This is a genomic window from Niallia circulans (assembly GCF_003726095.1).
In the GTDB taxonomy this organism is placed as follows: Bacteria; Bacillota; Bacilli; order Bacillales; family Cytobacillaceae; genus Niallia; species Niallia circulans_A.
In genome coordinates this window covers 2,805,983-2,831,443 of record NZ_CP026031.1, presented here as the reverse complement: position 1 = coordinate 2,831,443, position 25,461 = coordinate 2,805,983, and the positions used below count along the sequence as shown (strand labels likewise).

The window sequence follows — 25,461 nt, the reverse complement described above, 5'->3', positions numbered from 1 at the left end:
ATATTAAAACCATGTCATATTCTGGATTATACTCTTTATCATTAATAAAGATGTCGAATAAGAACACCGTGAAAATATGACATAAACTGACAAAAAAATAGAGGTGTAAAAAAATGAAATGGCGCGAATATATTTATGTGCTAATAGGGTCGGCTTTTGTCGCTTTATCCTTTAATTTATTTTTATTACCTAATAATATTGCATCTGGCGGAGTAAGTGGAATAAGTACTATTACGAAGGCGGTATTTCATTGGGAGCCAGCCTATGTTCAGTGGGCCCTTAATATTCCTTTATTTGTTTTAGGGGTTGTATTATTAGGAAGAAACTTTGGAGTGAAAACATTAATAGGTACCGTATTCTTGCCATTTGTTGTGTATCTCTCTAGAGGATTGGAGCCATGGACCAATGAACCATTATTAGCTGCGATATATGGGGGCATTGGTATTGGCCTAGGAATTGGCATTGTTTTTCGAGGCAAGGCATCTACTGGCGGCACAGATTTAGCCGCACAAATTATCAACAAATATACAGGCATTTCGTTAGGGAAATGTGTAGCTATGATCGATGGCGTAATCGTCATCACCGCTTCTATCGTCTTCAGTATTGAACAAGGTTTATATGCTTTAATTGCCCTATTTGTAACGAGCAAAACCATCGATTTTGTTCAAGTGGGCTTTGGCAGTTCCAAAATGACTTTAATCATTACAGATAAGCAAGAGGAAGTAAGAGAAGGGATTTTAAATAAGATTGACCGTGGTGTAACAAGATTAACAGCGCATGGTGGTTATACAGATTCAGAAAGACCTGTTTTAATGTGTGTCGTAGACCAATCCCAATTTATCAAGCTTAAGCAATTAGTGCAATCAATCGATGAAACAGCTTTTGTTGTTGTAACAGATGCTTCAGAGGTTCTTGGTAGAGGATTTAAATAAATTAATGAGAGTATCTTTTTTAGAGTTGATTCGTGAAATGGGAATTGGACTAAAAAAGATATTTTTTTGTGGGTTTTAACAGAAATAGGAAAAAAAGCTAGCCTGTTTTTGTCGAATTTTCTTTTTAACTCCTATAATGCAGATGAAATTAATTCTATGAACTTTTTTGGACACCTAAAACGCCCCCTTTCATTATGTAAATACTGGATATACCCAGTATATTTTTTAGGTATATATTACTATTTATCAAGAAAAATTACAGAAATAAAGGGGAAATAGGTCGATTTGTAGTACTATAATAATAGGAATTGTTGGCATATGATGAAATTGATAGTACTTTATGTTATGTTTGAAAAGAAAATGTAATAATTTTTTACATTAATTTGTCGTATTATGATGCTATAATAATTTAAGTAAGAAAAGTAACAACCTGCAACTATTTGCAGATTGTCATTTTTAGTCGGTTGAAACTTGTCGAATTTTGGTTTTTGAATCATATGGAAGAGTGGAAGGAATAAGTGAAAGAAATAAAGCTTATTGCTAGAGGATAAATTCATAAACCAAATCACTTCTACCATAACTCTTCAGTGATTCGTTTATGTTTTCAAACTCATATGTACCTTCTTCGCTTTTCAATAATCCATACAAAAAATAATTCAGGTGTGATAATAGATGATAGAAATGAAAAATGTAATGAAGAAGTATGCGAACGGTGTAATAGCCGCTAATGGAATAAATGTTAGGATTAATCAAGGTGAATTTGTTTATGTAGTAGGACCAAGTGGTGCGGGGAAGTCTACATTCATAAAAATGATGTATCGTGAGGAAAAGCCCACTCAAGGAAGTATCCGAATAAATGGTATTAATTTAGAAAAATTAAAAGATAAGAAAGTTCCGTTATTAAGAAGAAACATGGGAGTTGTCTTTCAGGATTTCAAACTCCTTCCTACGTTAACTGTATTTGAAAATGTGGCTTTTGCATTAGAAGTTATTGAAGAAAACCCAAAAAATATAAAGAAAAAAGTCATGGATACTTTAGAGCTAGTTGGATTAAAGCATAAGGCAAGAATGCTGCCAACAGAATTATCTGGAGGAGAGCAGCAGCGTGTTTCGCTTGCGCGCTCGATCGTTAATTCTCCGAAACTAGTAATTGCAGATGAGCCTACAGGTAATCTGGATCCCGAGACATCATGGGATATTATGAATATTTTTGAAACGATAAATAATAGAGGAACAACCATTGTAATGGCAACACATAATCGTGAAATTGTTAATACGATTAAGCATCGTGTTATTGCTATTGAGGGCGGCAGAATTGTAAGGGACGAAACGAGAGGTGAATACGGCTATGAAGGCTAGAACAGTAGCGAGACATACAAGAGAAAGTTTTAAAAGCCTTCTTCGTAATGGTTGGATGACATTTGCCTCTGTCAGCGCAGTAACGATCACATTAATCCTTGTTGGTGTATTTTTCGTTATTATGATGAATTTAAATCATGTAGCGACTTCCCTTGAAGAAAATGTAGAGATCAGAGTGCATATTGATGTGGCAGCAACGAAAGAAGAAAAAAACGCTCTAGAAGAAGAAATTAAGGCGATTCCTGAAGTTGGTAGTGTTATTTTCTCGCCTAAAGGAGAAGAATTGAACAACTTAATCACCAGTCTTGGAGAAGATGGGGATGCCTTTAAACTCTTTGAACAGGATAATCCGTTGAACGACGTATTTGTGGTGAAAACGAAAGATCCAGAGGATACATTAGCTGTAGTAAAGAAGATTGAGAAATTTGAACATGTTGCAAAAGTAAGGTATGGACAAGGAACGGTTGAAAAGCTGTTTAGCGCAATCAATATGAGTAGAAACGTAGGAATTGTCCTGATTATTGGTTTGCTATTTACAGCGATGTTCCTAATCTCTAATACAATTAAGATTACGATTGTAGCAAGAAGAAAAGAAATTGAAATTATGCGTTTAGTCGGAGCGACTAACTGGTTTATTCGCTGGCCATTTTTCTTAGAAGGTATGTGGCTGGGCCTCTTAGGGTCGATTATTCCGATAGCTGCGGTTAGCGCAATATATTACTATGCATATCAGTTCTTAAAAGCAAAATTAGCAGGAAGCTATATTAAAATTTTGGATTATACTCCATTTGTATTCCAAGTATCTACGTTACTCCTAGTAATGGGAGCGGTGATTGGAATATGGGGTTCCGTAATGAGTATCCGCAAGTTTTTAAGAGTGTAAAGTAGTCGTCGATAAATAAATTAGTCTTATGGTCAATAGCTTGAAGAGCGAGAACTACAGTGCTTCAAGCTATTATATTGGAAAAAATGCTACTTTAAAGAGATGTATTGGCAATTGTTTAGACGTGGGATTAAAGAAATAAAACTTATAAAAAGAGAGAAAACATCAGGTTTACCAATTTTAACGATTGGTATACGGGGGAGGAGCTTGTACTAAATGAAAAAGAAACTAGCAAAATTAACACTTGTATCTACACTAAGTGTAAGTAGTATGATCGCATATACATCTATTACGGCATCACCAGTATCTGCCCAAGGTTCACTCAGTGAATTGAATAAGGAAAAAAGTAATCTTGAGAATAAGCATAGCAACGTAAAGAAAAAACTAGATGATTCATCCAATAAATTAGGTGATATCCATTCCCAACAAGATTCAGTAGAAACAGAGATTAAAAGAATAAATACTTCTATCTCTAGTACACAAGTGAAAATCACAGAGAAAAAAGAACAAATTTCCACTACGAAAGAAGAAGTAAAAAATTAGAGAAGCAAATTGAAGAAGTAAAAGCAAGAATTGAAAAAAGAAATGAATTATTGAAGGAACGTGCAAGATCTTATCAACAAACGGGTGGTATGGTTAATTACCTAGATGTGTTAATGGGTTCGCAAAGCATCAGTGATTTCATTGATAGAGTTGGTGCAGTAGCAACAATCGTAGAAGCGGATCAAACAATCATTAAAGAACAAGAAGCAGATAAAAAGTTATTGGAACAATCAAAAGCTGAGCTGAAGTCAAAATTAAGCTCTCTTGAAACAATGCTTGCTGATCTTGAATCACTAAGTTCTCAATTGAACGCAGAGAAAAAGAAAAAGATAAATTAATGGCTCAATTGGAAAAAGAAGAAAATCACGTTCATGCAGAAATGCTCTCTTTAGAAGAGGAAGAACAGTTATTGAAGGATCAACAAGTGGCGATGGAAAAAGCAATCAAGTTAGAAAAGGAAAGACAAGCTGAATTAGCAAGACAAGCAGCAGAAGCAGAAAAACAAAGAAAAGCAGAGGAAGCTAAGGCTGCGGCTGAAAGAGCGGCTGCACAAAAACAAGCGGCTAATAATACAAAGGCTACTTCCAAAGCAGTTTCAAAGACAACTGCTTCATCTAATGGCGGAAGCAATTCTCCTGCATCCAAGCCAAAAACTTCTGTATCATCTGGCAGCTTTACCCGACCAGCAGGCGCAGGATATTTATCTTCAGGGCTAGGGCATCGTTGGGGTACTTTCCATGCAGGTGTTGATATTGCAGCGACTGGAACAGTTCCAATATACGCAGCTGCTGATGGCGTAGTTATTAGATCATATCCTTCAACCAGTTATGGACAAGTTATTTTTATTAGTCATTATATTAATGGTCAACAATACACAACCGTGTATGCACATATGAGAGAAGGCAGTCGTTTAGTAAATGCTGGCGATGTCGTTTCCAAAGGACAACAAATCGGTACAATGGGTAATACAGGTGATTCTACTGGTCAGCATTTACATTTCGAATTGCATAAAGGACCATGGAATCAAGCGAAATCAAATGCTATTAACCCAGTTGGAATTGTTCCATTGTAATAGATTAGTATAGTATTAGTTTATCCGAAATAAGGAGAGTTAAACATAATCTCTTTATTCTCCTATAACCTGACTTTATGGCGTTCATATTAAATGAACGCCATTGTTTTTTGTAGTAAGAACCGAGCTGAACAAGAATCATGTTACTACAGAAAGCAATCATTTCTATGCTATAATAGATGGAAAGGTTTGTAATAATGAAGGGGTAAGAATAGAGATGAGCGAATTTAATGAGAAAAAGGAATCAATGAATCCCATAAATAAGTCTGAATTGGATGAAGAAACATTATTTATTGTTTCTCAAACGTTTAAAGCATTATCAGATCCTACCAGAATAAAAATTCTCCATCTATTATCAAAAAAACAACATTCTGTTAATGAAATAGCGGAAAGCCTAAGTATGCTCCAATCCACGGTTTCTCATCAGCTTCGCTTCCTTAAGAATTTGCGCTTAGTTAAATATAAGCGCGAAGGAACTACGATGATTTATTCTTGTGATGATGAGCATGTAATGGGCGTGTTAAAACAAATGATTGATCACGCAAGACATCATTAAAAAAATACCAATTATCTAGACTGTAGATGCTTCTATATAATAGATAGATGCTGTACTGCCCCTAAATTGTTAGACATCAAATCTAACGATTTAGGGGTGTTTTTATAGCCGTTGCAGATTAGAGGTTTTTTGCTCTAGATTTGAATGGTTTTTTTATAAAAAATCAGAAAATAGATTGACACTTTTATTAGACTATTCATATAATATAAATATGAGTATATGAATAATTGTTCATATATTAAGAGTGGAAGCAATTGTGTATAATAAATTAAATTTAAAGAAAGTAGGGAAAGGAATGGAGGAAGAGAAGCAGCTACGGAAAAAAGAATTTATATTAGAAGGCTTAGATTGTGCAAATTGTGCAATGAAAATAGAAAATGGAATAGCATCCATTAATGGAGTTAGAGAATGCACGGTTAACTTTGCTACACAAACATTACAATTACAGGTGGATGAAATAGAAGAAAAGAGTATTTTAGCAAAAGCGGAAAAAACAATTTCAAGACTAGAACCACATGTGAAGATGGTAGAAAAGAGGAAAAAGGCTACTTCTCCATCTCCTGATCATTCGCATCATCACGAACATGGTCATGGTCATGGTCATGAGCATTCCCATGACCATGGTACAGAGAATATAAAGAGATTAGTTGGAAGATTAGTAGCGGGAACATTTGTTGCAGCAATTGGATTTTTTGCTCCTTTAACCGGAATAATGGAATTCGCTCTTTTCTTTTTGGCCTATTTAATTGTTGGAGGAGACATTTTATTTAGAGCGATAAAAAATATTTTACGTGGGCAAATATTTGATGAGCATTTTCTGATGTCTATCGCTACATTAGGAGCCTTTGCCATTCAGGAATATCCTGAAGGAGTAGCTGTTATGCTTTTTTATCAAATAGGCGAGTTATTTCAAGGGATAGCTGTCAATCGTTCTAGAAAATCGATTACTAGCTTAATGGATATACGACCAGACTATGCCAATGTAAAAGATGGATCTGAACTGAAGAAGCTATCTCCAGAGCAAGTGAACATTGGCGATATTATTATTGTGAAGCCTGGAGAGAAAATCCCGCTTGATGGGCGAGTGATAGAAGGAAGCTCTTCTGTTGATACATCCGCTTTAACAGGAGAGTCCATTCCGCGAGATATAGAAATTGGCAATGAGGTACTTAGTGGTTATATTAATAATCATGGTTTATTAACAATCGAAGTGACAAAGGACTTTGGAGAATCAACTGTTACGAAAATACTGGAGCTTGTTCAAAATGCCAGTAACCGCAAAGCGCCTACCGAAAACTTTATTACTAAATTTGCAAGATATTATACGCCGGTAGTTGTAATAACAGCTGCATTATTAGCTATCGTACCACCTCTCTTAATAAGTGGTGCTACTTTCTCAGACTGGCTGTATCGAGCCCTTGTCTTTCTTGTTATCTCTTGTCCTTGTGCGCTTGTTGTTTCGATTCCATTAGGATTCTTTGGCGGAATTGGCGCAGCTTCTAAAAAAGGAATTTTAGTAAAAGGAAGCAATTATTTAGAAGCTTTAAATGATGTGAAATATGTGGTTTTTGATAAAACTGGTACTTTAACAAAAGGAGTATTTGAAGTAGACTCCATTCACCCAGCACCTAGAATTACAGAAGAGGAAGTGCTGGAATATGCAGCATATGCAGAAGTGCATTCCAATCATCCAATTGCTGAATCCATTCGCAAAGCATATCAAGGACAGATCATAGAGGAACGCATTGGAGAATATCAAGAATTATCGGGTCATGGAATTTTGGTTGAGCTAGATGGAAAAAAAGTGTTAGCTGGTAATCAAAAATTAATGATCAAAGAAAATATCAATTATTTACCAAACGAAGAAGTCGGAACAGTTATTTATGTGGCAGCAGATCAAGAGTTCATCGGTTCTATTGTTATTTCTGATCAGATAAAAGAAGATGCAGAGAAAGCTATTCAACTACTAAAAGAGCAAGGAATTAAGAAAACAGTGATGTTAACTGGTGATGCTCAAAAGGTTGGCGCGAAGATTGGGTCTCTTTTAAAAATAGATGAAGTTCATGCAGAATTATTGCCACAGCATAAAGTAGAAGAAATCGAAAAGCTTGATCAGCATAAGCAAGCAAAGGAAAAAATTCTCTTTATTGGAGACGGTATTAATGATACCCCTGTTTTAGCAAGAGCAGATGTGGGAATGGCAATGGGAGGTTTAGGTGCTGATGCAGCAATAGAGGCAGCAGATATCGTCCTTATGACAGATGAGCCTTCTAAGATAGCCACTGCACTCTCTGTTGCAAAACGTACACGTCGAATCGTCTGGCAGAACATAATATTTGCACTAGGAGTTAAAGCAATCTTTCTCCTTCTAGGTGCATTTGGGATTGCAACGATGTGGGAAGCAGTTTTCTCAGATGTAGGTGTTACTGTACTTGCCGTTCTTAATGCAATGAGAGTATTGCAAGTGAAAGGGATATAAAGAGAGGATTTCGGAGAGAAGAATTGCATTTATTCTACTTCAAGGAAAAACGGAGCTAGTGTTTACGACTGGCTCCGTTTTTTTTATGAATGAAATTGTCTCCTATTTAAGATTAGGAGGAGTATTATGTTCAGCTGGAGGAGCAGGCTTTAATTTAGGTGCAGAACCAAATGGTGGTACATCTCGGACATATTGGAATGTCCCCATGCCATCCATGCTTGGTCCAGATGCCCATCTCCCCTTACTGCTTTCGTCTCCCATCGAATGATTAAGAAAGAGATAAGATACTTCTGTCTTTTCTAAATGTCTAGGGAAAGTGCTTGGTACAACTACGCCTTCTTTTTGCTCTAATTCGTAAATTGCGGCAAGCCATTGGTTTTGATGCATCGTGTCACGGGCGATTAGAAATGATAACATATCTTTTATGCCTCGATCATCGGTTTGCTCAAACAACCGGACTGCTTGAAGTCTACCTTGCGATTCTGCATTTAAATTTGCGCGCATATCTGCTAGTAGATTTCCACTTGCAGCTACATAACCTCCATTCCAAGGTACCCCTACGCTATCTTTGGGCATTGCGGCAAGTCCTGAAACAATCGCATGCTGCGGGTTCATTCCCCCAATAATAGCAGCCATTGCTGGATTTGTTGCAGCTGCTGTTTCAAGCTCGGTAACGGGCGCATCATCTAATAATCTTGCCACCATGGTTGATAATAATTCAATATGACCAATTTCTTCTGTTCCCGTATCTAATAATAAATCACGATATTTATCATTTTTTCTTGTTCCCCAAGCTTGAAATAAATATTGATTCATAACGGACATTTCTCCAAATTGTCCACCAATTAGTTCTTGTATTTTTTTCGCGAAAACTGGATCGGGTCTCTCCGGTTTTGCTTCATAGGCTAGCTCTTTAATGTGAAAAAACATTGGTTCCCCTCCTCATAAAATACTCTATATACTATGCAAGCTTTCTTTATAGGTACGTGTCCTGTTTAAAAAATAGTTTCAATCATAAATTGTCCGAGCCCTTCATATACATAAAAAAGGATAAATATATCGTGGTAGAAGAAGGGACGATTGCAATGAATCGGAAGTGGTTGGCTATTTATATGGCAGGCTCCTTATTAGCAGGATCAGGAATGACTTATATAGGAATAAATATGTTAGAAAAAAGACAGGAGGAACAATTAAATAATCAAACAATGGAGGCTGGTTCGCTTGATAAATTGGATAAAGCCTATCAAATAATCTTGCAAAACTATGTGGAAAATGTAGACAAGCAAAAGTTAGAAGATGGTGCAATAAGAGGGATGCTGGCTACATTGGAGGATCCATACTCTGTTTACATGGATCAAGAAGCCGCCAAGCAATTTGAACAAGCTCTTGATTCTTCTTTTGAAGGAATTGGTGCAGAAATTAGTATAGAGGAGGATAAAATGATCATAGTATCACCAATAAAAGGATCTCCAGCAGAAAAAGCAGGTATTAAAGCTCAAGATCAAATCATTTCGGTAAATGGAGAAAATGTAGAAGGAAAAGATCTTAATGATGTTATCGGCCAAATCAGAGGGGAAAAAGGATCAAAGGTAGAATTAGAAATAAAGCGAGCAACAGTCGATAAACCATTAAAAATGGAAATTGTCCGCGATGAAGTACCCCAAATAACAGTTTATTCTGATATCAAAAAAGATGGCGGAGAAAAGATTGGTTATATAGAAATTACATCATTTTCTAAAGATACTGCAAGTGAGTTTGAAAAGGAATTAAACAAATTAGAGAAGAATGGCATTTCAAGTCTAATTTTAGACGTGCGTGGTAATCCTGGTGGCTTGCTAACAAGTGTAAATGCAATCGTAGAACAATTTTTAACAAATAAAAAACCTTATGTGCAAGTAGAGAATCGAAATGGAGATCGTGAACAGTTTTATTCTGATTTGAAGAAACAAAAGGAATATCCAGTTGTAGTATTGATTGATAATGGAAGTGCATCGGCGTCCGAAATTTTAGCTGCTGCCTTAAAAGAGGGAGCTGGTTATCCGCTAATTGGCGAAAATTCATTTGGAAAGGGAACCGTCCAACAGCCTATATTAATGGATGATGGCAGTGAAATCAAATTAACAGTTTCTAAATGGCTTACTCCTGATGGAAATTGGATTCATAAACAAGGAATAAAACCCACTATCGATGTCGAGCAAACGGACTTATATCATACCCATCCTTTGCAGATTGTAGATTCACTTAAGCTGGAGGATAATGATGAGCAGGTTCAATACGCACAAGAAATTTTAACAAGCTTAGGATTTACAACAGATAGGCAAGATGGCTATTATAGTCCGCAAACAGAAGTAGCTGTAAGAGCATTCCAAAGCAAAAATGCACTGGAGGTTACTGGTGTAATAGATGGAAAAACAGCTGCAAAGCTGGAGGAAGCTGTTAGAACAGAAAAACAAAAAGACGAAAACGATATTCAATTACAAACAGCTATCCGCTATTTAGTTCATTAATAAAACGTGGTACACAAGGAGTTCAGCCAAATATAAAGCCGAACAATTATACGAAGATACTATTAGGTATATCGGATAATTGTTCGGCTTATTTTATTTAAAGAAAGAAGGTTTGTGGACATCACCCGCAGACTGAATACGCTTCGCCTTCCAGGGGCTGCACCTAAGCTTCATTATCACTGCATTGTCCATGATGATAATGTAGGTTCATAATATAGCCTGTCTTCTACACCTAAAGATACTGTGTTCTAAAACTTGCTCTCCGGTGCTGCAGCACAATGGAAAAAAGGGGTTTCTAGCTAAATTAGAAGATGTTCATCTTTGTCCACTCTCTATAATGTTTTATTTATTTAACACACTATCTTCCAGCATTAAGTTCTTATCTCCGTATATTTTTGTGATATGAGTATCTCCCCATTCACAAAGTGCATTTAAAATAGGCTCTAAACTTTTTCCATAGTCACTTAATTCATATTCTACTTTCGGTGGTATTTGTTGATAGATTATGCGATTAATAACACCATCTTCTTCTAATTCTCTTAATTGTTGTGTAAGCATTTTTTGCGTAATATTTGGCATTAATCGTTTTAATTCACTTGTTCTTTTTTTGCCATGTGTTAAGTGGCACAAAATCACACACTTCCATTTACCGCCGATTACTTCTAAAGTGGCTTCAACTGATATATTATATTTTTTATTTTCCATAATAACCTCCATTTTATAGGAACTTTTTTGTACCTATATTACCTTTAAGTTCCTACATTACAAAAAAGTACGTACTTTTCTATTTGTCTTATATGATTCATAATAACACTTGCCGGTTAAAATGCAAAACTACAAAAAATACCACTAGTGGTTAGCGATATATGTAAGAGGAGGAAAAGGAAGTTGAAGCAAAATATGAATACTTTTGCGTTAATAGCCTTGGCTGTTAGTGCTTTTGCTATTGGTACTACTGAATTCATAAGCGTTGGATTATTACCTTTGATTGCCGATGACTTTCGGGTAGGGATTACAACAGCAGGATTAACTGTTTCTATTTATGCACTGGGCGTCACATTCGGAGCTCCAGTTTTGACAGCCATTACCTCTAATATTTCACGAAAATCTTTATTATTGTGGATCATGATTGTTTTTATTATTGGTAATAGTATGGCTGCAATTGCTCCAAATATCACTATTTTACTGATTGCACGTATTGTATCAGCTTTTGCTCACGGTATATTTATGTCGATTGGTTCCACGATAGCAGCAGATTTAGTAGCGAAAGAAAAAAGAGCAAGTGCTATCTCTATCATGTTCTCCGGATTAACGGTTGCCACTGTAACAGGAGTTCCCTTTGGGACATTTATCGGTCAGCACTTTGGCTGGAGATTAGCATTTATCACCATTGTTATTATTGGAATCATAGCGTTTATCGCCAATAGTTTGCTTGTGCCAAGTAACTTATCTAAAGGAGGCCGAGCAACCTTTAAAGATCAGTTGCAGTTAGTTACAAATCCACGACTATTAATGCTTTTTTTAATTACAGCATTAGGCTATGGAGGAACATTTGTTGTTTTCACGTATCTTTCTCCATTACTGCATGAAGTAACTGGCTTTCAGCAAAATACAGTTGCTGGGATTTTACTATTGTATGGTGTAGCAATTGCCATAGGTAATATGATTGGCGGCAAGCTATCCAACAAAAACCCGCTTCGGGCATTATTTTTTATGTTTATTATCCAAGCTATTATCCTATTTGTTTTGTCCTTTACCCTTCCATTTAAGGTAATTGGCTTAATAAGTATTCTTTTCATGGGCTTATTAGCATTCATGAATGTTCCAGGGCTGCAGGTTTATGTAGTAATGCTAGCAGAACGCTATGTACCAAGTGCAGTAGATGTAGCCTCTGCTGTTAATATTGCAGCTTTTAACGCAGGAATAGCAATCGGTTCTTACTTGGGAGGAATAGTGACCAATTCATTGGGGCTTATCCATACTTCATGGGTAGGCGGAATTATGGTTATTGCCGCTATTATCCTGACTGGTTTCAGTTTAATTTTAGAAAAAAATTCATTGCAAAAAGGAGTAATAACACGATGAAAAACTTACAAGATACAATTCAACTAACAAACGGAATCAAAATGCCTTGGCTAGGATTAGGAGTATTTAAAGTGGAGGAAGGGCAAGTGCTTGTGGATGCTGTAAGCTCTGCAATTAAGAATGGCTACCGTAGTATTGATACAGCGGCTATTTATGCTAATGAAGCAGGGGTTGGCGAAGGCATAAAGAGGGGTATGAAAGAAGCAGGCATTACAAGAGATGATTTGTTTATTACCTCAAAAGTATGGACAGATGATTTAGGATATGAAGAAACAATAAAGGCATATGAAGTAAGCTTAGAAAAGCTCGGACTCGATTATTTAGATTTATATCTTATTCACTGGCCAAAAGAAGGAAAATATAAAGACGCATGGAAAGCGTTAGAAACACTATATAAACAAGGCAGGGTAAAAGCAATTGGAGTAAGTAATTTTCAAATCCATCATTTAGAAGACCTGATGAAAGATGCGGAAATGAAACCAATGATTAATCAAATTGAATTGCATCCAAGACTTACACAAAAAGAATTAATAGCGTATTGCCAAGAGCAAGGCATACAGGTGGAAGCATGGTCTCCATTAATGCAAGGACAATTATTCGATCAGCCGGAATTAGTGGAAATAGCTGCAAAACATCAGAAATCTGTTGCACAAGTAATTATTCGTTGGGACTTGCAAAATGGAATTATTACGATTCCTAAATCCGTTAAAGAGCACCGTATCATCGAAAATGGAAATGTTTTTGATTTCACGTTATCAAAAGAAGAAATGGCACAAATTGATGCCTTAAATTTGGATCAACGAGTTGGTCCTGATCCAGATAATTTCGATTTTTAATGGAGCATTAATCCCGTTTCGGAAAAGAAACAAATAAAAGTAGTACGAAAGGGTGGGACATAAGTATTTCAATCAAATATAGCCCCGAACAATTATACGTACACACTAAAAAAATTCGTATAATTGTTCGGGGTTAATTAAATTTAAGAAAGAAGGTTTGTGGTAATCACCCGCAGCCTGAATACACTTCGCTTTCCTTGAGGCGAGCGCCAAGCCTCCTCGTCACTACGTTCCTGCGGGTCCTTGGACTTTCTCGCAGCTCCCGTAGGAGTCTATGTGTATTCAGGCTGCTCTGTTTTTTTCTAGTAATTTTAGTTTGCTGAAAAACTAAATAATCTTTAAAAACGGAGTGAAATGGAACGAATTGGTTTCACCATTAAATTAGAGATTGTTCGTTTTATTCATTATATATTTTGTTTTGTCCAGCCACTTTTGAAAACATCTGAATAAGCATACAAATAAGTTCCAGCCAAATTAGTAATAATAACAGTTAATAAGTCATTATATCAATTACTTATATTCTAAAATTAGGGTGGAAATCAAAAAAATGTAACCTTTTCTCTTGAATTACCGTAATACAATTTGTGCAGAAATTAGTAATGAAGGAAGGAGAAAAAAGGTGAAACTCTGGTGGATTGCAAATGTTTTTTGGGTAGTCGTTTTTTCAATACTATCGATTATCATCGCAACAAGGCAAATAGATGGATCAGGGGCTGTGCAAACTCCTGAAATCAGAATTATTACATTTATAATTTTGGCCGTTCCATTTGTATTTATCCTTATAGTCCAATTAATTTGGTTTTATTTTATTCACAAAAGAACAAGACATTCTTAGTTCAGCTATCCTATGAATAAATAATTGTAATGCTTTCTTGTAAACTAATATATTTAGTTCACAAGAAAACATCCAAACAAAGAACGAGAGAATTTTAAAATTCATCGTTCTTTGTTTATTTTTAAATATTACTAAATACATTGGGTTGGACTAAAGTATGTTATCACACAAATTTCTATATGATCTGGGAATTGTTTAGGTATAGATCTTATTCCCATTTGTTTGTGGTTGAAAATTAATAAAGTTTTCACATGCAACCGAATACAAATAATAGTTTTTATGTTAGAATACATCTGAAATAGAACCATCTTATCTAGAAAGGATGAGTTTATGAAAATTGCAATAGCCAGTGATCATGGTGGATATCAGTTAAAGGAAGCAGTAAAAGCCCATCTTCATAATGCGGGGATGGAAGTAGAAGATTTTGGCTGTCATAGTAGAGAAAGTGTGGATTTTCCAGATTATGCAAAAAGTGTTGGTGCATCGATTGTGAATGGTGAAAACCAACTAGGTATTTTATGCTGTGGAACAGGAATAGGCATGAGTATTGCTGCCAATAAAATCACTGGAATTCGTGCAGCGGTTGTTGGTGATGTCTTCTCAGCAAAGGCAACAAGAGAGCATAATGATAGCAATATTCTTTGTTTAGGAGAAAGAGTGACTGGGGAAGGACTAGCGTGTTTAATAGTAGATACTTGGTTAAATGCAGAATTTTTAGGCGGCAGACATGAAAAGCGTATCAGTGGAATTAAAGAATTAGAATCATATTATTGTTAATAGTAGGACAAATTAACCTCGGATTTGTTAAATGAAACATATTATAACTTGTACGTACTATTAATAGGTTATACTAAATATGTATGGTTTATTCTTGGTAAGTTGTATGCTATAATGAGTTTGGAAAAATATATCACGGAGAAGAAAAGGGAAATTGGTCCTTTTTCTTCAATAAGTATGTACATTTTTCTGTATATTATTAGTTACTTAATAGCTTGTAAAGGTTAGGGGGTAAGGTGTTGAAGGTTGGTGTAATTGTCTTAGGTTGTTTGCCTTCGGGAGTAAAGCAAATTCTTCATCGCTTATATGAAGAGTTATCTTCTAAGCATCAACTATTTGGAATGGAAATAGATAGAAAGTCCGGTGAAGTCAATTATACAGAGATAAAAGAAGTGAGTGATTCACCATACTTAAGCCATACTATCTTAAAGGTAAGCGCTGCACCAGTAAATAATCTATGGGAACAAACATTTGCTCCAATGGATATGACTGTTGTATTGGGGGATGCGCAGGCAAAAGAAATATGGCAAACTTCTATAGCTGATAAAGAAGCGCTACGTACATTATTTGTCCCAGTTTCCGTCTATAATAATATTAAAGGAAATGATTGGACTCTAGGATATGATACCGCACTGAACAGTATTACTCAGAATGTGTTAAAGGTTCAAGATACCATTCATTCTCTTAAATATGATAAGCCAAGATTATTTGGTTTTTCGATAGAGGGTAACCCATCGACTAATATGCTGCAGGATATCTCTCTTGCGGTGGATGGTAACTATTTAGCAGTAGATTACGAGGAAGAGGAAATTACCACTTTATGTGATGCGATAAAGAAAAGCTATACATATACAAAAACATCTAATGTTCTAATATATAGCCAAGCTTTACAAGAGGTAATCGAAAATTCAGTTATTAGTAAGCTAGAGGTAGATTGGAAATATACAGAAATTGACGAAGCATTATGTATGGGAGTAAACCCAACAGCCATCGATCGAATCCTAGCAAATGAACTTGCGGATGAAGTCTTGCGATGGATAAAGAATAATTGCTTAACAGGTGAACTCACCGTTCAAAAGGATGGAATTCAATTTAAATAAACGCTAAGCCAAAAGAAATAAACTCTTTTTAATTTTGGCTAGCATTAAATAAATCAAAAAAGGATGAGGAAAATGAGTAATCAAGTAAAAACAGATATCGAACAATTAGCTATTAACACAATCCGTACTTTATCCATTGATGCAATTGAAAAGTCTAATTCTGGTCACCCAGGAATGCCAATGGGGGCAGCGCCAATGGCTTATACATTATGGGCTAAGGAAATGAATCATAATCCGGCTAATCCTAACTGGTTCAACCGTGACCGTTTCGTTTTATCAGCTGGACATGGTTCTATGCTTCTATATAGCTTGCTGCACCTTTTCAATTACGGTGTTACTGTAGATGACTTAAAGAACTTCCGTCAATGGGGAAGCAAAACTCCAGGACATCCAGAATTTGGACACACACCAGGTGTGGAAGCTACTACTGGTCCATTAGGACAAGGTATTGCGATGGCTGTTGGGATGGCAATGGCAGAAAGACATCTTGCAGAAACCTATAATAAAGAAAATTATCCAGTTGTTGACCATTATACGTACAGCATCTGCGGTGATGGTGATTTAATGGAAGGCGTATCTGCAGAAGCAGCGTCTCTTGCAGGTCATTTAAAATTAGGAAGACTAGTAGTATTATATGATTCCAATGATATTTCTTTAGATGGTGATTTAAATCTCTCTTTCTCTGAAAGTGTTCAAAAGCGCTTTGAAGCATATGGATGGGAAGTTATTCGTGTAGAAGATGGCAATGACTTAGCTGAAATTCAAGCGGCAATTGCTCAAGCGAAAAAATCAGATATACCGACATTAATTGAAGTGAAAACAGTTATTGGCTATGGTTCTCCGAATAAAGGCGGAAAATCTGCATCACATGGTGCACCACTTGGAGCTTCTGAAACACAATTAGCAAAACAAACATATGGTTGGGCATATGAAGAAGCATTCCACGTTCCAGCAGAAGTATCGGAGCATTATGCGGCACTAGCACAAGCAGGCGCAGAAAAAGAGAAAGCTTGGAATGAGCTTTATGAAAATTATAAAGCAGCATATCCAGAATTAGCTACTCAATTAGAAACAGCTATTAAAGGAGAACTACCTGCTGATTTACAAGAAAAATTACCAGAATTTAATGCTGGAGATTCTATGGCGACAAGAGATTCTTCTGGGAAAACAATTCAAGCAATTGCTAGTGCGGTTCCTGCTTTCTTCGGTGGTTCTGCAGACCTTGCTGGGTCGAACAAAACATTAATGACTAGTGAGAAAAATTTTGCCATTGATGGATATGCCGGCAGAAATATCTGGTTTGGTGTACGTGAATTTGCAATGGGTGCGGCATTAAACGGATTAGCACTGCATGGTGGAGTAAAAGTATTTGGCGCAACATTCTTCGTGTTCTCTGATTATTTGCGCCCAGCAATCCGCTTAGCAGCATTAATGAAATTACCAGTAACATATGTATTTACACATGATAGTATTGCTGTCGGAGAAGATGGTCCAACACATGAGCCTGTTGAACAACTTGCTTCCTTACGTGCAATGCCAGGGCTTTCTATCATTCGTCCAGCAGATGCAAAAGAAACAGCAGCTGCATGGCAACTGGCAATTGAAAGCACAGATACTCCAACAGCACTAGTGTTGACTCGTCAAAACTTACCAACATTAGATTTAACAAAAGCAGAAGCATACGAAGGCGTGAAAAAAGGTGCTTATACAGTTGTAGCTGGTAAAGAAGCTGCTCAGGCATTAATCTTAGCATCTGGTTCAGAAGTATCTCTTGCAATCAAGGCACAAGCGGCTTTAGCAGAAGAAGGAATTTCTGTAAATGTAGTAAGTATGCCAAGCTGGGATCGTTTTGAAAAACAATCTCTTGAATATAAAGAAAGTGTATTGCCAGAAAGTGTTCAAGCACGTGTTGCAATCGAGGCTGGTGCATCTCTAGGCTGGAGAGAATACATCGGTTCTAAAGGGGAGCACATTACAATTGATCATTTCGGTGCATCTGCTCCAGCAGATAAATTATTCCAAGAGTATGGATTTACTGTTGAGAATGTTGTGGCAAAAGTAAAATCATCTATCGCAAAAGCAAAATAATATCCGCAAGTTTCTAGGTGAAAAGGACAGAAGCTAATAACCATGTGAGATGGTTATTAGCTTCTTTTTTGTACAAAGAAAAAGAAGTAGGCGCCAATGAAAAAATAAAATTGTTAAATCTTGTCTTAGGAATCGATGTCAACTTTATCATTAGTTTAAGTAGCAAAAGTAGTTAAATACAGTCACAATAGAGAAATATGCTTCATGCTGTATATACATAATCAGATTAATCTTGGCAACAAGTTTGTATTTATGATAGAAGGAGAAAAGAAGGGGATTTGTGCAAGTTAATCACTTAGTGACACAATTCACAAACTAGTAATGGAAATGAAAACGGATACAATATCTTGTTTTTACATGCTACAATGAAATCAAGTTAAGAGGTGATAGATAATGTATCTTGACGAAAGAAGTAATATCTTATTAAAGGAAGTATTGAGTAATCCCGATACTTCTAACATAAAGCTAGAGAAAAAATTTCAGTTATCTAGAAGGCAAGTTAGTTACAGTTTTCAGAAGATTAATGATTGGCTTGAATCGAATAATTATCCAGCTATCAAAAGAACAAATGGCGGAAAATTCATTATTAGCCCAGTCATTATGGAATTATTCGCTGAAAAGACAGACGAACAAGTGGATAAACATTATATTCCATCTGAAACGGAAAGAGCTCAATTTATTCTATTGTATATTATCAGTAGCAATGAAGAGCTTTCCTTACTGCATTTTACTACCGCCTTAGGTGTAAGTAAAAACACGGTCCTTCGTGATATGAAAAATGTTCAGCAAATGATTGAACCATACGAGCTTGAAGTTAGTTATTCAAGAATGAAAGGATATGAATTAAAAGGAAAGGAATGGGATGTCCGAAAATTATTAGTGGAAGTATTGGAAAATATCTTATCGATTTATAATGGAGAAGTTTATATTCAAAAGTTTATTGATATATCAAAAGACAATCTGACAACGATTAAAGAAAGGCTTGCAGAAGTCGAAAGCAGTTTACACCTTCAGTTTATTGATGAACGAATTAATCTTTTGCCATATATTTTAGCAGTCATACTAAAGCGTATTCAACAAGGGAAAGTAATTCAAGATTTTTACCATATTGATTATCGCTCCTTGTCCGATACGAAAGAATTTATTGCTGCAGAAATCTTGATTAAAGATATGAAAGCTATTCCGAAAGAAGAGCATCTGTTTTTGACCTTGCAGCTGCTTACATCCAAAATATTATCTGCACAGTTTTTAGCTGATCACCAAATCCCAGAGCTGACGAGGGCCTTGGAACAATTTCTTCATACTTTTGAATATAAAGCGTGTATAGCCTTCAAGGATAAAGCGGCATTACTTGAAAGATTAGTTCTTCATATGAAGCCTGCTTATTATCGAATGAAATATAATCTAACGACGAATTACACGATGATGGAAAAAGTAAGCGAAGAATTTGAAACAATTCATTTTATTGTAAAGGATTCGATTTCTCCAGTAGAAGAATATATCGGCTGTCCCATACCAGAAAGTGAACTAATGTTCATCACCATCTTCATTGGCGGACATTTAATCAGCTCAGGAGAAACAATTCAGAAGAAGAAGAAAGCGGTCGTTGTTTGTCCAAATGGTGTATCGATATCACGCCTAATGGAAAGCACATTACGTGAGTTATTCCCTGAATTTTACTTTTATCATGCTTTATCTATTCGGGAATTTCAACAACTTAATTACCAAGTGGATATTATTTTTTCACCAGTGCCTTTGCAAACGGATACAAAGCAATTTGTCATTAATCGCATATTAACAGATTTTGAAAAAGTTCAGCTTAGACAAAGAGTATTAAGAGAAATATTTGACTTAAATACTAGTGTGATCAACATTGAACAATTAATGGGGAAAATTGAGAAATATGCTTCTATAAAAGATAAAGAGTCTTTGCGCAGTACGTTACAAGAACATTTCTCCATTACACCAGCTAATGATTCACAAGAACCAATGGCGAAGACAGATTTATCCCTTTCCTCTCTCTTAGCACCAAAAATGATTACCGTGGTGAAAAGAATAGAAGGTTGGCAGCAAGGAATCCAACTTGCAGCAGAAAAGCTGCTGAAAAATGGCAGCATCACAGAAAATTATATTGCAGAAATGGTGAAACAGTATCCTACAATGGTACAGCATATCTTACTAAGAAACGTAATAGCCATACCTCATGCAGGACCAGAAGATGGTGTAAATAATGTCGGCATGAGCTTATTAAAAATAGAAGAAGGTATTCCATTTAATGATAACGTTTGCGTCCATTTTATTGTGGTATTGGCATCTACAGATAAGCATAAACATCTTTATGCATTAAGACAGCTGATGAAGTTATCAAAAAATGAAGAAGATATCAGCAATTTAAAAAACAGTAATGATTCCAATCAACTATATGAAATCATTAAAAAATATTCTTAAAGTTAAGTGAAAGTGGAGGAGTTTAAAATGGCAGTTGCTTCATTTATTAAAGAAAGTTTAATAAACATCGGATTAAAGGTAGAAAATCAAGATGAGCTTTTCCATGCAATGTTCGAAAAGGCATATGAGCAAGGCTTTGTAAAAGAAACCTTTCTACCGAAAATTAAAGAGAGAGAATCGATCTTCCCAACAGGGCTCAGTGTCAATAATTATAGTATCGCTATCCCTCATACAGATCCGGAACATGTAGTGGAGCAATTTATCGCCGTTTCTGTTTTAGAAAAACCAGTATCCTTTCATTTAATGGAAGATAATACAAAAACAACGGAGGTGCAAGCTGTATTAATGCTTGGCTTAAATCAACCACATAGCCAAATTGAGGTTCTACAGGAGTTAATGCAGGTTATCCAAGTAGAAGAGCATCTTGAAAAGCTTATTCATGCAAAGGATAAATCAGATATAACATTATTATTTGAAAGCATTAAAATTTCATGAAAGGTGGTGATTAGATTGAACAAGCCAATAGTACTTGTGGCATGTGGTGCAGGGATTGCTACATCAACAGTTGTTTTAGATCATTTAGAAGAATTATTTAGACGAGAAAATCTAAAGGTAGAGCTTGTTCAATGTAAAATAGCAGAAGTGGCAAGTTTACAAGATGATGCATTTTTAATCATATCAACTACTATATTGCCTACAAAATATAAAGTCCCAGCAATCAGTGCTACTGCTTATATTAGTGGGTTAGGTATAGAAAAACTAGATAAAGAGATTCTAAGTTATTTTGAAAGAACAAGCAAAACAATCTAAATACGTTAAAAGAATGGAAGGGGATTTTAAAAATGAAAAAATATAAAATTTTAGTAGCATGTGGAGCAGGTATCGCAACTTCAACTGTAGTTTGTAATCGAGTGGAGAATTTGGTGAAGGATAACAATATTAATGCGGAAGTTATTCAATGTAAAATAGCAGAAGTAGCTTCAAAACAAAGTGAGGCAGATATTATCGTTTCAACTACTATTCTTCCTACAACTTATCAGATACCAGCAATTATAGCTACGGCTTATATCACTGGAATTGGAATGGAAAGTTTAGATAAAAAAATTCTCGATCATTTGAAATAAGAAGTTAAGTGAATTTGGATGAAATTTCTGTTAATTGTTATATAACAATTAACAGAAATTAAATCTAATATATAACAAAAGAGAAGAGGGAAAAATATGCAAAAGCTATTAGATGGCGTTCAGTATGTATTAAATCTTGGACCAACTGTAATTTTACCTATTGCTATTATTCTATTGGGTCTTGCATTTAAGACAGGCTTTAAAAAGGCATTAAAAGCGGGAATAACTATTGGGATTGGATTTGTTGGGATTAACTTAGTTATTGATTTGCTTGTTAGTACTCTAGGCCCAGCTGCACAGCAGATGGTTGAGCGTTTTGGATTGAATCTAACAGTAATTGATACAGGATGGCCCTCAGCAGCAGCTCTATCTTGGGCATCACCTGTTGCAGCAATTTTAATTCCGATTTGTTTATTTGCAAATATCTTTTTCTTATTAACAAAGATGACAAAAACTTTGGATATTGATATTTGGAATTACTGGCACTTTATTGCAGCTGGTGCAACTGGCTATATTGTAACAGATAGTTGGTGGTTTGCAATTTTATGTGCAATTATTTATCAATATGCTGTTCTGTTTGTTGCTGATAAAACGGCTCCTATGGTTCAAAAATTTTATGGGCTTGATGGAATTTCATTACCAACTGGTTCTACAGCGGCATTCGGACCAATTGGTATATTAGTAGGCTGGGCTATCGCAAAAATTCCAGGAATAAATAAATTAAATGCAGACCCTGAAACTATTCAAAAGCGTTTTGGAATTTTTGGTGAACCAATGATGATGGGCATAATCCTCGGTGCACTTATTGGATTACTTGCTGGTTATGATATCGGAAAAATATTACAAACAGGTATTTCAATGGGAGCAGTAATGTTATTAATGCCGCGTATGGTTAAGATCTTAATGGAAGGCTTAATCCCTATTTCAGAGTCAGCACGGTCATTTTTACAAAAGAGATATGGCGATAGAGAGATTTATATAGGATTGGATGCAGCAGTATCTGTAGGACATCCATCAGTTATGGCAACTGCACTTATTTTAGTTCCAATTACATTATTTTTAGCTGTAATCTTACCAGGTAATAAAGTGTTGCCATTTGGTGATTTAGCGACAATTCCATTTTATATTGCGTTTGTTGTAGGATCTCGTAAAGGAAATATCATTCACTCTGTTTTAGCTGGAATCGTAATGGTAGCGTTATCACTATATATGGCTACTAATTTTGCGGAGGTTCATACTCAGATGATTTCTGGTGCGCAATTTACTTTACCTGAGGGTGCTACCCAAATTTCTAGCTTAGATCTAGGAGGTAACTTATTTAACTGGTTAATCTTAAAATTCTCTGAAGCGGTTGCCTTTTTATTTGGAAAATAACTAGAACTTAATGAATAAAAGCAGATGATTTAAGCAATTATGCTGGTGCGTCTGCTTTTATTATGAAATGAAAATAAGAAATGGAGGTTTAAACGATGAAAGCAGCAGTTCTCCACGCTGAAAACAAAATTATTTATGAAGATATAGAGCTAGAATCATGTAAAGCCACAGAAGTTAAGGTCAAAGTAATGGCGGCTGGTATCTGCGGATCTGATACACATAAAATGACAAGTGTTTGGAAATATCCATTACCAGCAATAATGGGGCATGAATTTTCCGGAATTGTTACTGAAATTGGATCTAAGGTTACAAATGTAAAAGTTGGTGAAAGAGTTGTTGTCATTCCTTTTATACCTTGTAACGAATGTGAATATTGTCTAAAGGGACAATTTTCATTGTGTGAAAATCATGGAATGATAGGATCCCAATCTTATGGAGGATTTGCAGAGTATTGTAATGTTCCTGCTACGAATATTTTATCAATTGGCGAAATGGATTTTGAAGAGGCAGCAATGATTGAACCACTGGCAGTTGCTTTACATGGAGTATTAAATATTAAGCCGCATTTAGGTGATGTAGTCGCAGTCTTTGGTGCAGGAACAATTGGTATGCTCGTTATTCAGTGGTTAAAAATAGCCGGGGTTAAAGAAATAATAGCTATTGATATTTCCGATGAAAAGTTAGCAGAAGCAAGAGCATTTGGCTGTGAAAAAACTATTAATGCAAAAAAAGAAGACTTATATCAAAAAATAGATGAATATACCAATGGCCTGGGTGTAGATATAGCTTTAGAATGTGCAGGTTCAAAAATTACACAAGAACAATGTTTATTGATTACACGTAAGAAGGGAAAGATCGGATATTTAGGCATTGCATATTCTGATGTAACTTTATCACAAAAAGCATTTGAAAATATTTTTAGAAGAGAGTTAACCTTAAAGGGATTTTGGAATTCCTATTCAGCTCCTTTCCCTGGTGAAGAATGGACAAAAAGCATTACCTTTTTACAAAAGGGACAAATTAAGTTGAAAGATTTAATTTCTCATCGATTTCCTTTAGAAGATACTCAAGCGGCTTTTAATCTAATTATTAATCGTGAAGAGAACTATGGAAAAGTGTTAATTTTACCAAATGGGAGTGAGAATTAAATGAAAGCTGTAACAAAATTAAAATCCGGCTATGATGAAATGGAGCTAATCGAAATCGATGAGCCTTCTGCATATGACGATAAAGTAAAAATAAAAGTTGCATACACAGGGATTTGTGGATCTGATATTCACACCTTTAAAGGGGAATACAATAGCAAAAATACTCCTGTTGTCTTAGGACATGAGTTTTCTGGTGTAGTAGTGGAGGTTGGCAAAGATGTTACAAGAGTAAAAGTCGGAGATCGAGTAACAAGTGAAACGACCTTTACAACGTGCGGAGAATGTATCTATTGTCAAGAAAAGGACTATAATCTTTGTCCAAATCGAACAGGTCTTGGTACACAAGTAAATGGTAGTATGGCAGAATATGTGATTGCTAGGGAAGAGAGCGTTCATGTTTTAAACGAAAAGGTTAGTTTAGAAGCAGCTGCTTTAACAGAACCATTAGCTTGTTGTGTTCATGCCGCGTTAGAAAAAACAACGATTGCAGAAACCGATACTGTTTTAGTATTTGGTCCTGGTCCCATTGGATTGTTATTAAGTCAAGTAGTAAAAGCACAAGGCGCCTTCGTTATATTGGCTGGCATTACAAAAGATAGAAAGCGATTAGATCTTGCAAAGGAATTAGGAATAGATGTTGTCGTTGATCTTTTACAAGAAGATTTGAGCAAAATGGTTTACCAATATACGGATGGCTATGGTGCAGATAAAGTATTTGATTGTTCGGGAGCAGTTCCAGCTGTAAACCAAGGTCTTGCACTAACAAAGAAAAAAGGAACATTCGTTCAAGTAGGATTATTTGCAAAGAAAGCAAATGAAATCGATCAAGAGTCCATTATTCAACGCGAAATTAACTATATCGGCTGTCGTTCTCAAAAACCTAGTTCTTGGGATATTGCCCTGAAATTACTTGAAGATGGAAAAATCGATACAGATAAAATGATTACAAAGATCGTATCACTTGCTGAATGGCGCAATGGTTTTGAAAAAGTAATGGCTGGTGATGAGATAAAAGTTTTAATTGAATCTTAAGCAGCTGTCAGATAAAAAATACTCCTCTTCCATCATAAAAGTGGGGTATTTTTATCTGTTTACTTTATTATAAATTATCTTCCATCACTAGATGGCACAAAAGGTAAAACAATATTGAGGATGAAAACGTATACAGTCAACTAGGATTTATGTGATAAAATGAACATGCCAAAAGGAACTAACAGAATGTAATGGGCATGAGAGTTGATTGTTTCATGATTCTATTATTTGGTTCTTCCTGGAAGGAAATAATACGTCTTTTCCCATTCTGAATCCGATTAAT

At 35.6% G+C, this 25,461-nt stretch carries 24 protein-coding genes; 22 read left to right on the top strand and 2 right to left on the bottom strand.

Going from position 1 to position 25,461, the window contains the following annotated elements:
• Positions 1-113: 113 nt before the first annotated feature.
• From C2I06_RS13775 to C2I06_RS13750, 8 genes are all read left to right on the top strand, one after another.
• A complete protein-coding gene (locus C2I06_RS13775) occupies positions 114-932 on the top strand; it encodes a YitT family protein (RefSeq protein WP_095330306.1) in 819 nt (272 codons plus the stop codon).
• Positions 933-1,604: 672 nt separating this feature from the next.
• Complete coding sequence (gene ftsE / locus C2I06_RS13770; protein WP_047943910.1) at positions 1,605-2,291, top strand: cell division ATP-binding protein FtsE; 687 nt, start codon at positions 1,605-1,607, stop codon at positions 2,289-2,291.
• Positions 2,281-3,174, top strand: a complete 894-nt coding sequence (gene ftsX / locus C2I06_RS13765; protein ID WP_095330307.1) for a permease-like cell division protein FtsX — start codon at positions 2,281-2,283, stop codon at positions 3,172-3,174. Before ftsE ends, ftsX begins: the two co-directional genes overlap by 11 nt.
• Positions 3,175-3,390: 216 nt before the next feature.
• The gene (locus C2I06_RS25555) at positions 3,391-3,717 is read left to right on the top strand and encodes a coiled-coil domain-containing protein (RefSeq protein WP_249928222.1); all 327 of its coding nucleotides are present in this window, start codon (positions 3,391-3,393) and stop codon (positions 3,715-3,717) included.
• 50 nt (positions 3,718-3,767) lie between these two features.
• Positions 3,768-4,055: a coiled-coil domain-containing protein gene (locus C2I06_RS25550; RefSeq protein ID WP_249928221.1), complete on the top strand. Its 288-nt coding sequence runs from the start codon at positions 3,768-3,770 to the stop codon at positions 4,053-4,055.
• Positions 4,055-4,789, top strand: a complete 735-nt coding sequence (locus C2I06_RS25545; protein ID WP_249928220.1) for a M23 family metallopeptidase — start codon at positions 4,055-4,057, stop codon at positions 4,787-4,789. The genes C2I06_RS25550 and C2I06_RS25545 overlap by 1 nt, the downstream gene beginning before the upstream one ends.
• Positions 4,790-5,006: 217 nt before the next feature.
• Positions 5,007-5,345 carry an ArsR/SmtB family transcription factor gene (locus C2I06_RS13755; protein WP_095330309.1) on the top strand — a complete coding sequence of 113 codons (339 nt, stop codon included), beginning with the start codon at positions 5,007-5,009 and terminating at the stop codon, positions 5,343-5,345.
• Between the two features lie 295 nt (positions 5,346-5,640).
• Positions 5,641-7,824, top strand: a complete 2,184-nt coding sequence (locus C2I06_RS13750) for a heavy metal translocating P-type ATPase (RefSeq protein WP_123259154.1) — start codon at positions 5,641-5,643, stop codon at positions 7,822-7,824.
• Positions 7,825-7,926: 102 nt separating this feature from the next.
• Here C2I06_RS13750 and C2I06_RS13745 read toward each other — a convergent pair whose 3' ends face one another.
• Complete coding sequence (locus C2I06_RS13745) at positions 7,927-8,754, bottom strand: manganese catalase (RefSeq protein ID WP_095330310.1); 828 nt, start codon at positions 8,752-8,754, stop codon at positions 7,927-7,929.
• A 155-nt stretch (positions 8,755-8,909) separates the two neighbouring features.
• Here C2I06_RS13745 and C2I06_RS13740 point away from each other — a divergent pair, with 155 nt between their 5' ends.
• The gene (locus tag C2I06_RS13740; protein WP_095330380.1) at positions 8,910-10,331 is read left to right on the top strand and encodes a S41 family peptidase; all 1,422 of its coding nucleotides are present in this window, start codon (positions 8,910-8,912) and stop codon (positions 10,329-10,331) included.
• A 342-nt stretch (positions 10,332-10,673) separates the two neighbouring features.
• On the opposite strand, the gene C2I06_RS13735 is transcribed toward C2I06_RS13740, so the two are convergent.
• On the bottom strand, positions 10,674-11,036 hold the full coding sequence (locus tag C2I06_RS13735) for a winged helix-turn-helix transcriptional regulator (protein WP_047943915.1): 363 nt from the start codon (positions 11,034-11,036) through the stop codon (positions 10,674-10,676).
• Positions 11,037-11,231: 195 nt separating this feature from the next.
• Between C2I06_RS13735 and C2I06_RS13730 the strand changes: the two genes are divergently transcribed.
• From C2I06_RS13730 to C2I06_RS13670, 13 genes are all read left to right on the top strand, one after another.
• On the top strand, positions 11,232-12,416 hold the full coding sequence (locus C2I06_RS13730; RefSeq protein ID WP_095330381.1) for an MFS transporter: 1,185 nt from the start codon (positions 11,232-11,234) through the stop codon (positions 12,414-12,416).
• Entirely contained in the window at positions 12,413-13,252 is an 840-nt protein-coding gene (locus C2I06_RS13725; protein WP_123258223.1) for an aldo/keto reductase, read from the top strand. Before C2I06_RS13730 ends, C2I06_RS13725 begins: the two co-directional genes overlap by 4 nt.
• 619 nt (positions 13,253-13,871) lie before the next feature.
• Complete coding sequence (locus C2I06_RS13720) at positions 13,872-14,087, top strand: DUF3923 family protein (RefSeq protein ID WP_095330312.1); 216 nt, start codon at positions 13,872-13,874, stop codon at positions 14,085-14,087.
• 330 nt (positions 14,088-14,417) lie between these two features.
• Complete coding sequence (rpiB, locus tag C2I06_RS13715) at positions 14,418-14,864, top strand: ribose 5-phosphate isomerase B (RefSeq protein WP_095330313.1); 447 nt, start codon at positions 14,418-14,420, stop codon at positions 14,862-14,864.
• 236 nt (positions 14,865-15,100) lie between these two features.
• Positions 15,101-15,964, top strand: a complete 864-nt coding sequence (locus C2I06_RS13710; protein ID WP_235850276.1) for a 6-phosphofructokinase — start codon at positions 15,101-15,103, stop codon at positions 15,962-15,964.
• Positions 15,965-16,036: 72 nt separating this feature from the next.
• Complete coding sequence (tkt, locus tag C2I06_RS13705; RefSeq protein ID WP_095330315.1) at positions 16,037-18,052, top strand: transketolase; 2,016 nt, start codon at positions 16,037-16,039, stop codon at positions 18,050-18,052.
• Between the two features lie 393 nt (positions 18,053-18,445).
• Positions 18,446-20,500, top strand: a complete 2,055-nt coding sequence (locus C2I06_RS13700) for a BglG family transcription antiterminator (protein ID WP_095330316.1) — start codon at positions 18,446-18,448, stop codon at positions 20,498-20,500.
• A 27-nt stretch (positions 20,501-20,527) separates the two neighbouring features.
• The gene (locus tag C2I06_RS13695; RefSeq protein ID WP_095330317.1) at positions 20,528-20,995 is read left to right on the top strand and encodes a PTS sugar transporter subunit IIA; all 468 of its coding nucleotides are present in this window, start codon (positions 20,528-20,530) and stop codon (positions 20,993-20,995) included.
• A 15-nt stretch (positions 20,996-21,010) separates the two neighbouring features.
• A complete protein-coding gene (locus C2I06_RS13690; protein ID WP_123258222.1) occupies positions 21,011-21,310 on the top strand; it encodes a PTS sugar transporter subunit IIB in 300 nt (99 codons plus the stop codon).
• Positions 21,311-21,342: 32 nt separating this feature from the next.
• Positions 21,343-21,624, top strand: coding sequence for a PTS sugar transporter subunit IIB (locus C2I06_RS13685; RefSeq protein ID WP_095330319.1), 282 nt, complete (start codon positions 21,343-21,345; stop codon positions 21,622-21,624).
• Between the two features lie 96 nt (positions 21,625-21,720).
• Positions 21,721-22,998, top strand: coding sequence for a PTS galactitol transporter subunit IIC (locus C2I06_RS13680; protein ID WP_047943924.1), 1,278 nt, complete (start codon positions 21,721-21,723; stop codon positions 22,996-22,998).
• Positions 22,999-23,093: 95 nt separating this feature from the next.
• Positions 23,094-24,146 carry a galactitol-1-phosphate 5-dehydrogenase gene (locus C2I06_RS13675; protein ID WP_123258221.1) on the top strand — a complete coding sequence of 351 codons (1,053 nt, stop codon included), beginning with the start codon at positions 23,094-23,096 and terminating at the stop codon, positions 24,144-24,146.
• Entirely contained in the window at positions 24,147-25,178 is a 1,032-nt protein-coding gene (locus tag C2I06_RS13670; protein WP_095330322.1) for a zinc-binding dehydrogenase, read from the top strand. It begins immediately after the preceding gene.
• Positions 25,179-25,461: the final 283 nt, after the last annotated feature.

Excerpts from the sequence above, each read along its gene's own strand:
- C2I06_RS13775 (WP_095330306.1), top strand. The coding sequence starts at position 114 with ATGAAATGGCGCGAATATATTTATGTGCTAATAGGGTCGGCTTTTGTC.
- ftsE (WP_047943910.1), top strand. The coding sequence starts at position 1,605 with ATGATAGAAATGAAAAATGTAATGAAGAAGTATGCGAACGGTGTAATA.
- ftsX (WP_095330307.1), top strand. The coding sequence starts at position 2,281 with ATGAAGGCTAGAACAGTAGCGAGACATACAAGAGAAAGTTTTAAAAGC.
- C2I06_RS25555 (WP_249928222.1), top strand. The coding sequence starts at position 3,391 with ATGAAAAAGAAACTAGCAAAATTAACACTTGTATCTACACTAAGTGTA.
- C2I06_RS25545 (WP_249928220.1), top strand. The coding sequence starts at position 4,055 with ATGGCTCAATTGGAAAAAGAAGAAAATCACGTTCATGCAGAAATGCTC.
- C2I06_RS13755 (WP_095330309.1), top strand. The coding sequence starts at position 5,007 with ATGAGCGAATTTAATGAGAAAAAGGAATCAATGAATCCCATAAATAAG.
- C2I06_RS13750 (WP_123259154.1), top strand. The coding sequence starts at position 5,641 with ATGGAGGAAGAGAAGCAGCTACGGAAAAAAGAATTTATATTAGAAGGC.
- C2I06_RS13745 (WP_095330310.1), bottom strand. The coding sequence starts at position 8,754 with ATGTTTTTTCACATTAAAGAGCTAGCCTATGAAGCAAAACCGGAGAGA.
- C2I06_RS13740 (WP_095330380.1), top strand. The coding sequence starts at position 8,910 with ATGAATCGGAAGTGGTTGGCTATTTATATGGCAGGCTCCTTATTAGCA.
- C2I06_RS13735 (WP_047943915.1), bottom strand. The coding sequence starts at position 11,036 with ATGGAAAATAAAAAATATAATATATCAGTTGAAGCCACTTTAGAAGTA.
- C2I06_RS13730 (WP_095330381.1), top strand. The coding sequence starts at position 11,232 with ATGAATACTTTTGCGTTAATAGCCTTGGCTGTTAGTGCTTTTGCTATT.
- C2I06_RS13725 (WP_123258223.1), top strand. The coding sequence starts at position 12,413 with ATGAAAAACTTACAAGATACAATTCAACTAACAAACGGAATCAAAATG.
- rpiB (WP_095330313.1), top strand. The coding sequence starts at position 14,418 with ATGAAAATTGCAATAGCCAGTGATCATGGTGGATATCAGTTAAAGGAA.
- tkt (WP_095330315.1), top strand. The coding sequence starts at position 16,037 with ATGAGTAATCAAGTAAAAACAGATATCGAACAATTAGCTATTAACACA.
- C2I06_RS13700 (WP_095330316.1), top strand. The coding sequence starts at position 18,446 with ATGTATCTTGACGAAAGAAGTAATATCTTATTAAAGGAAGTATTGAGT.
- C2I06_RS13695 (WP_095330317.1), top strand. The coding sequence starts at position 20,528 with ATGGCAGTTGCTTCATTTATTAAAGAAAGTTTAATAAACATCGGATTA.
- C2I06_RS13685 (WP_095330319.1), top strand. The coding sequence starts at position 21,343 with ATGAAAAAATATAAAATTTTAGTAGCATGTGGAGCAGGTATCGCAACT.
- C2I06_RS13680 (WP_047943924.1), top strand. The coding sequence starts at position 21,721 with ATGCAAAAGCTATTAGATGGCGTTCAGTATGTATTAAATCTTGGACCA.
- C2I06_RS13675 (WP_123258221.1), top strand. The coding sequence starts at position 23,094 with ATGAAAGCAGCAGTTCTCCACGCTGAAAACAAAATTATTTATGAAGAT.
- C2I06_RS13670 (WP_095330322.1), top strand. The coding sequence starts at position 24,147 with ATGAAAGCTGTAACAAAATTAAAATCCGGCTATGATGAAATGGAGCTA.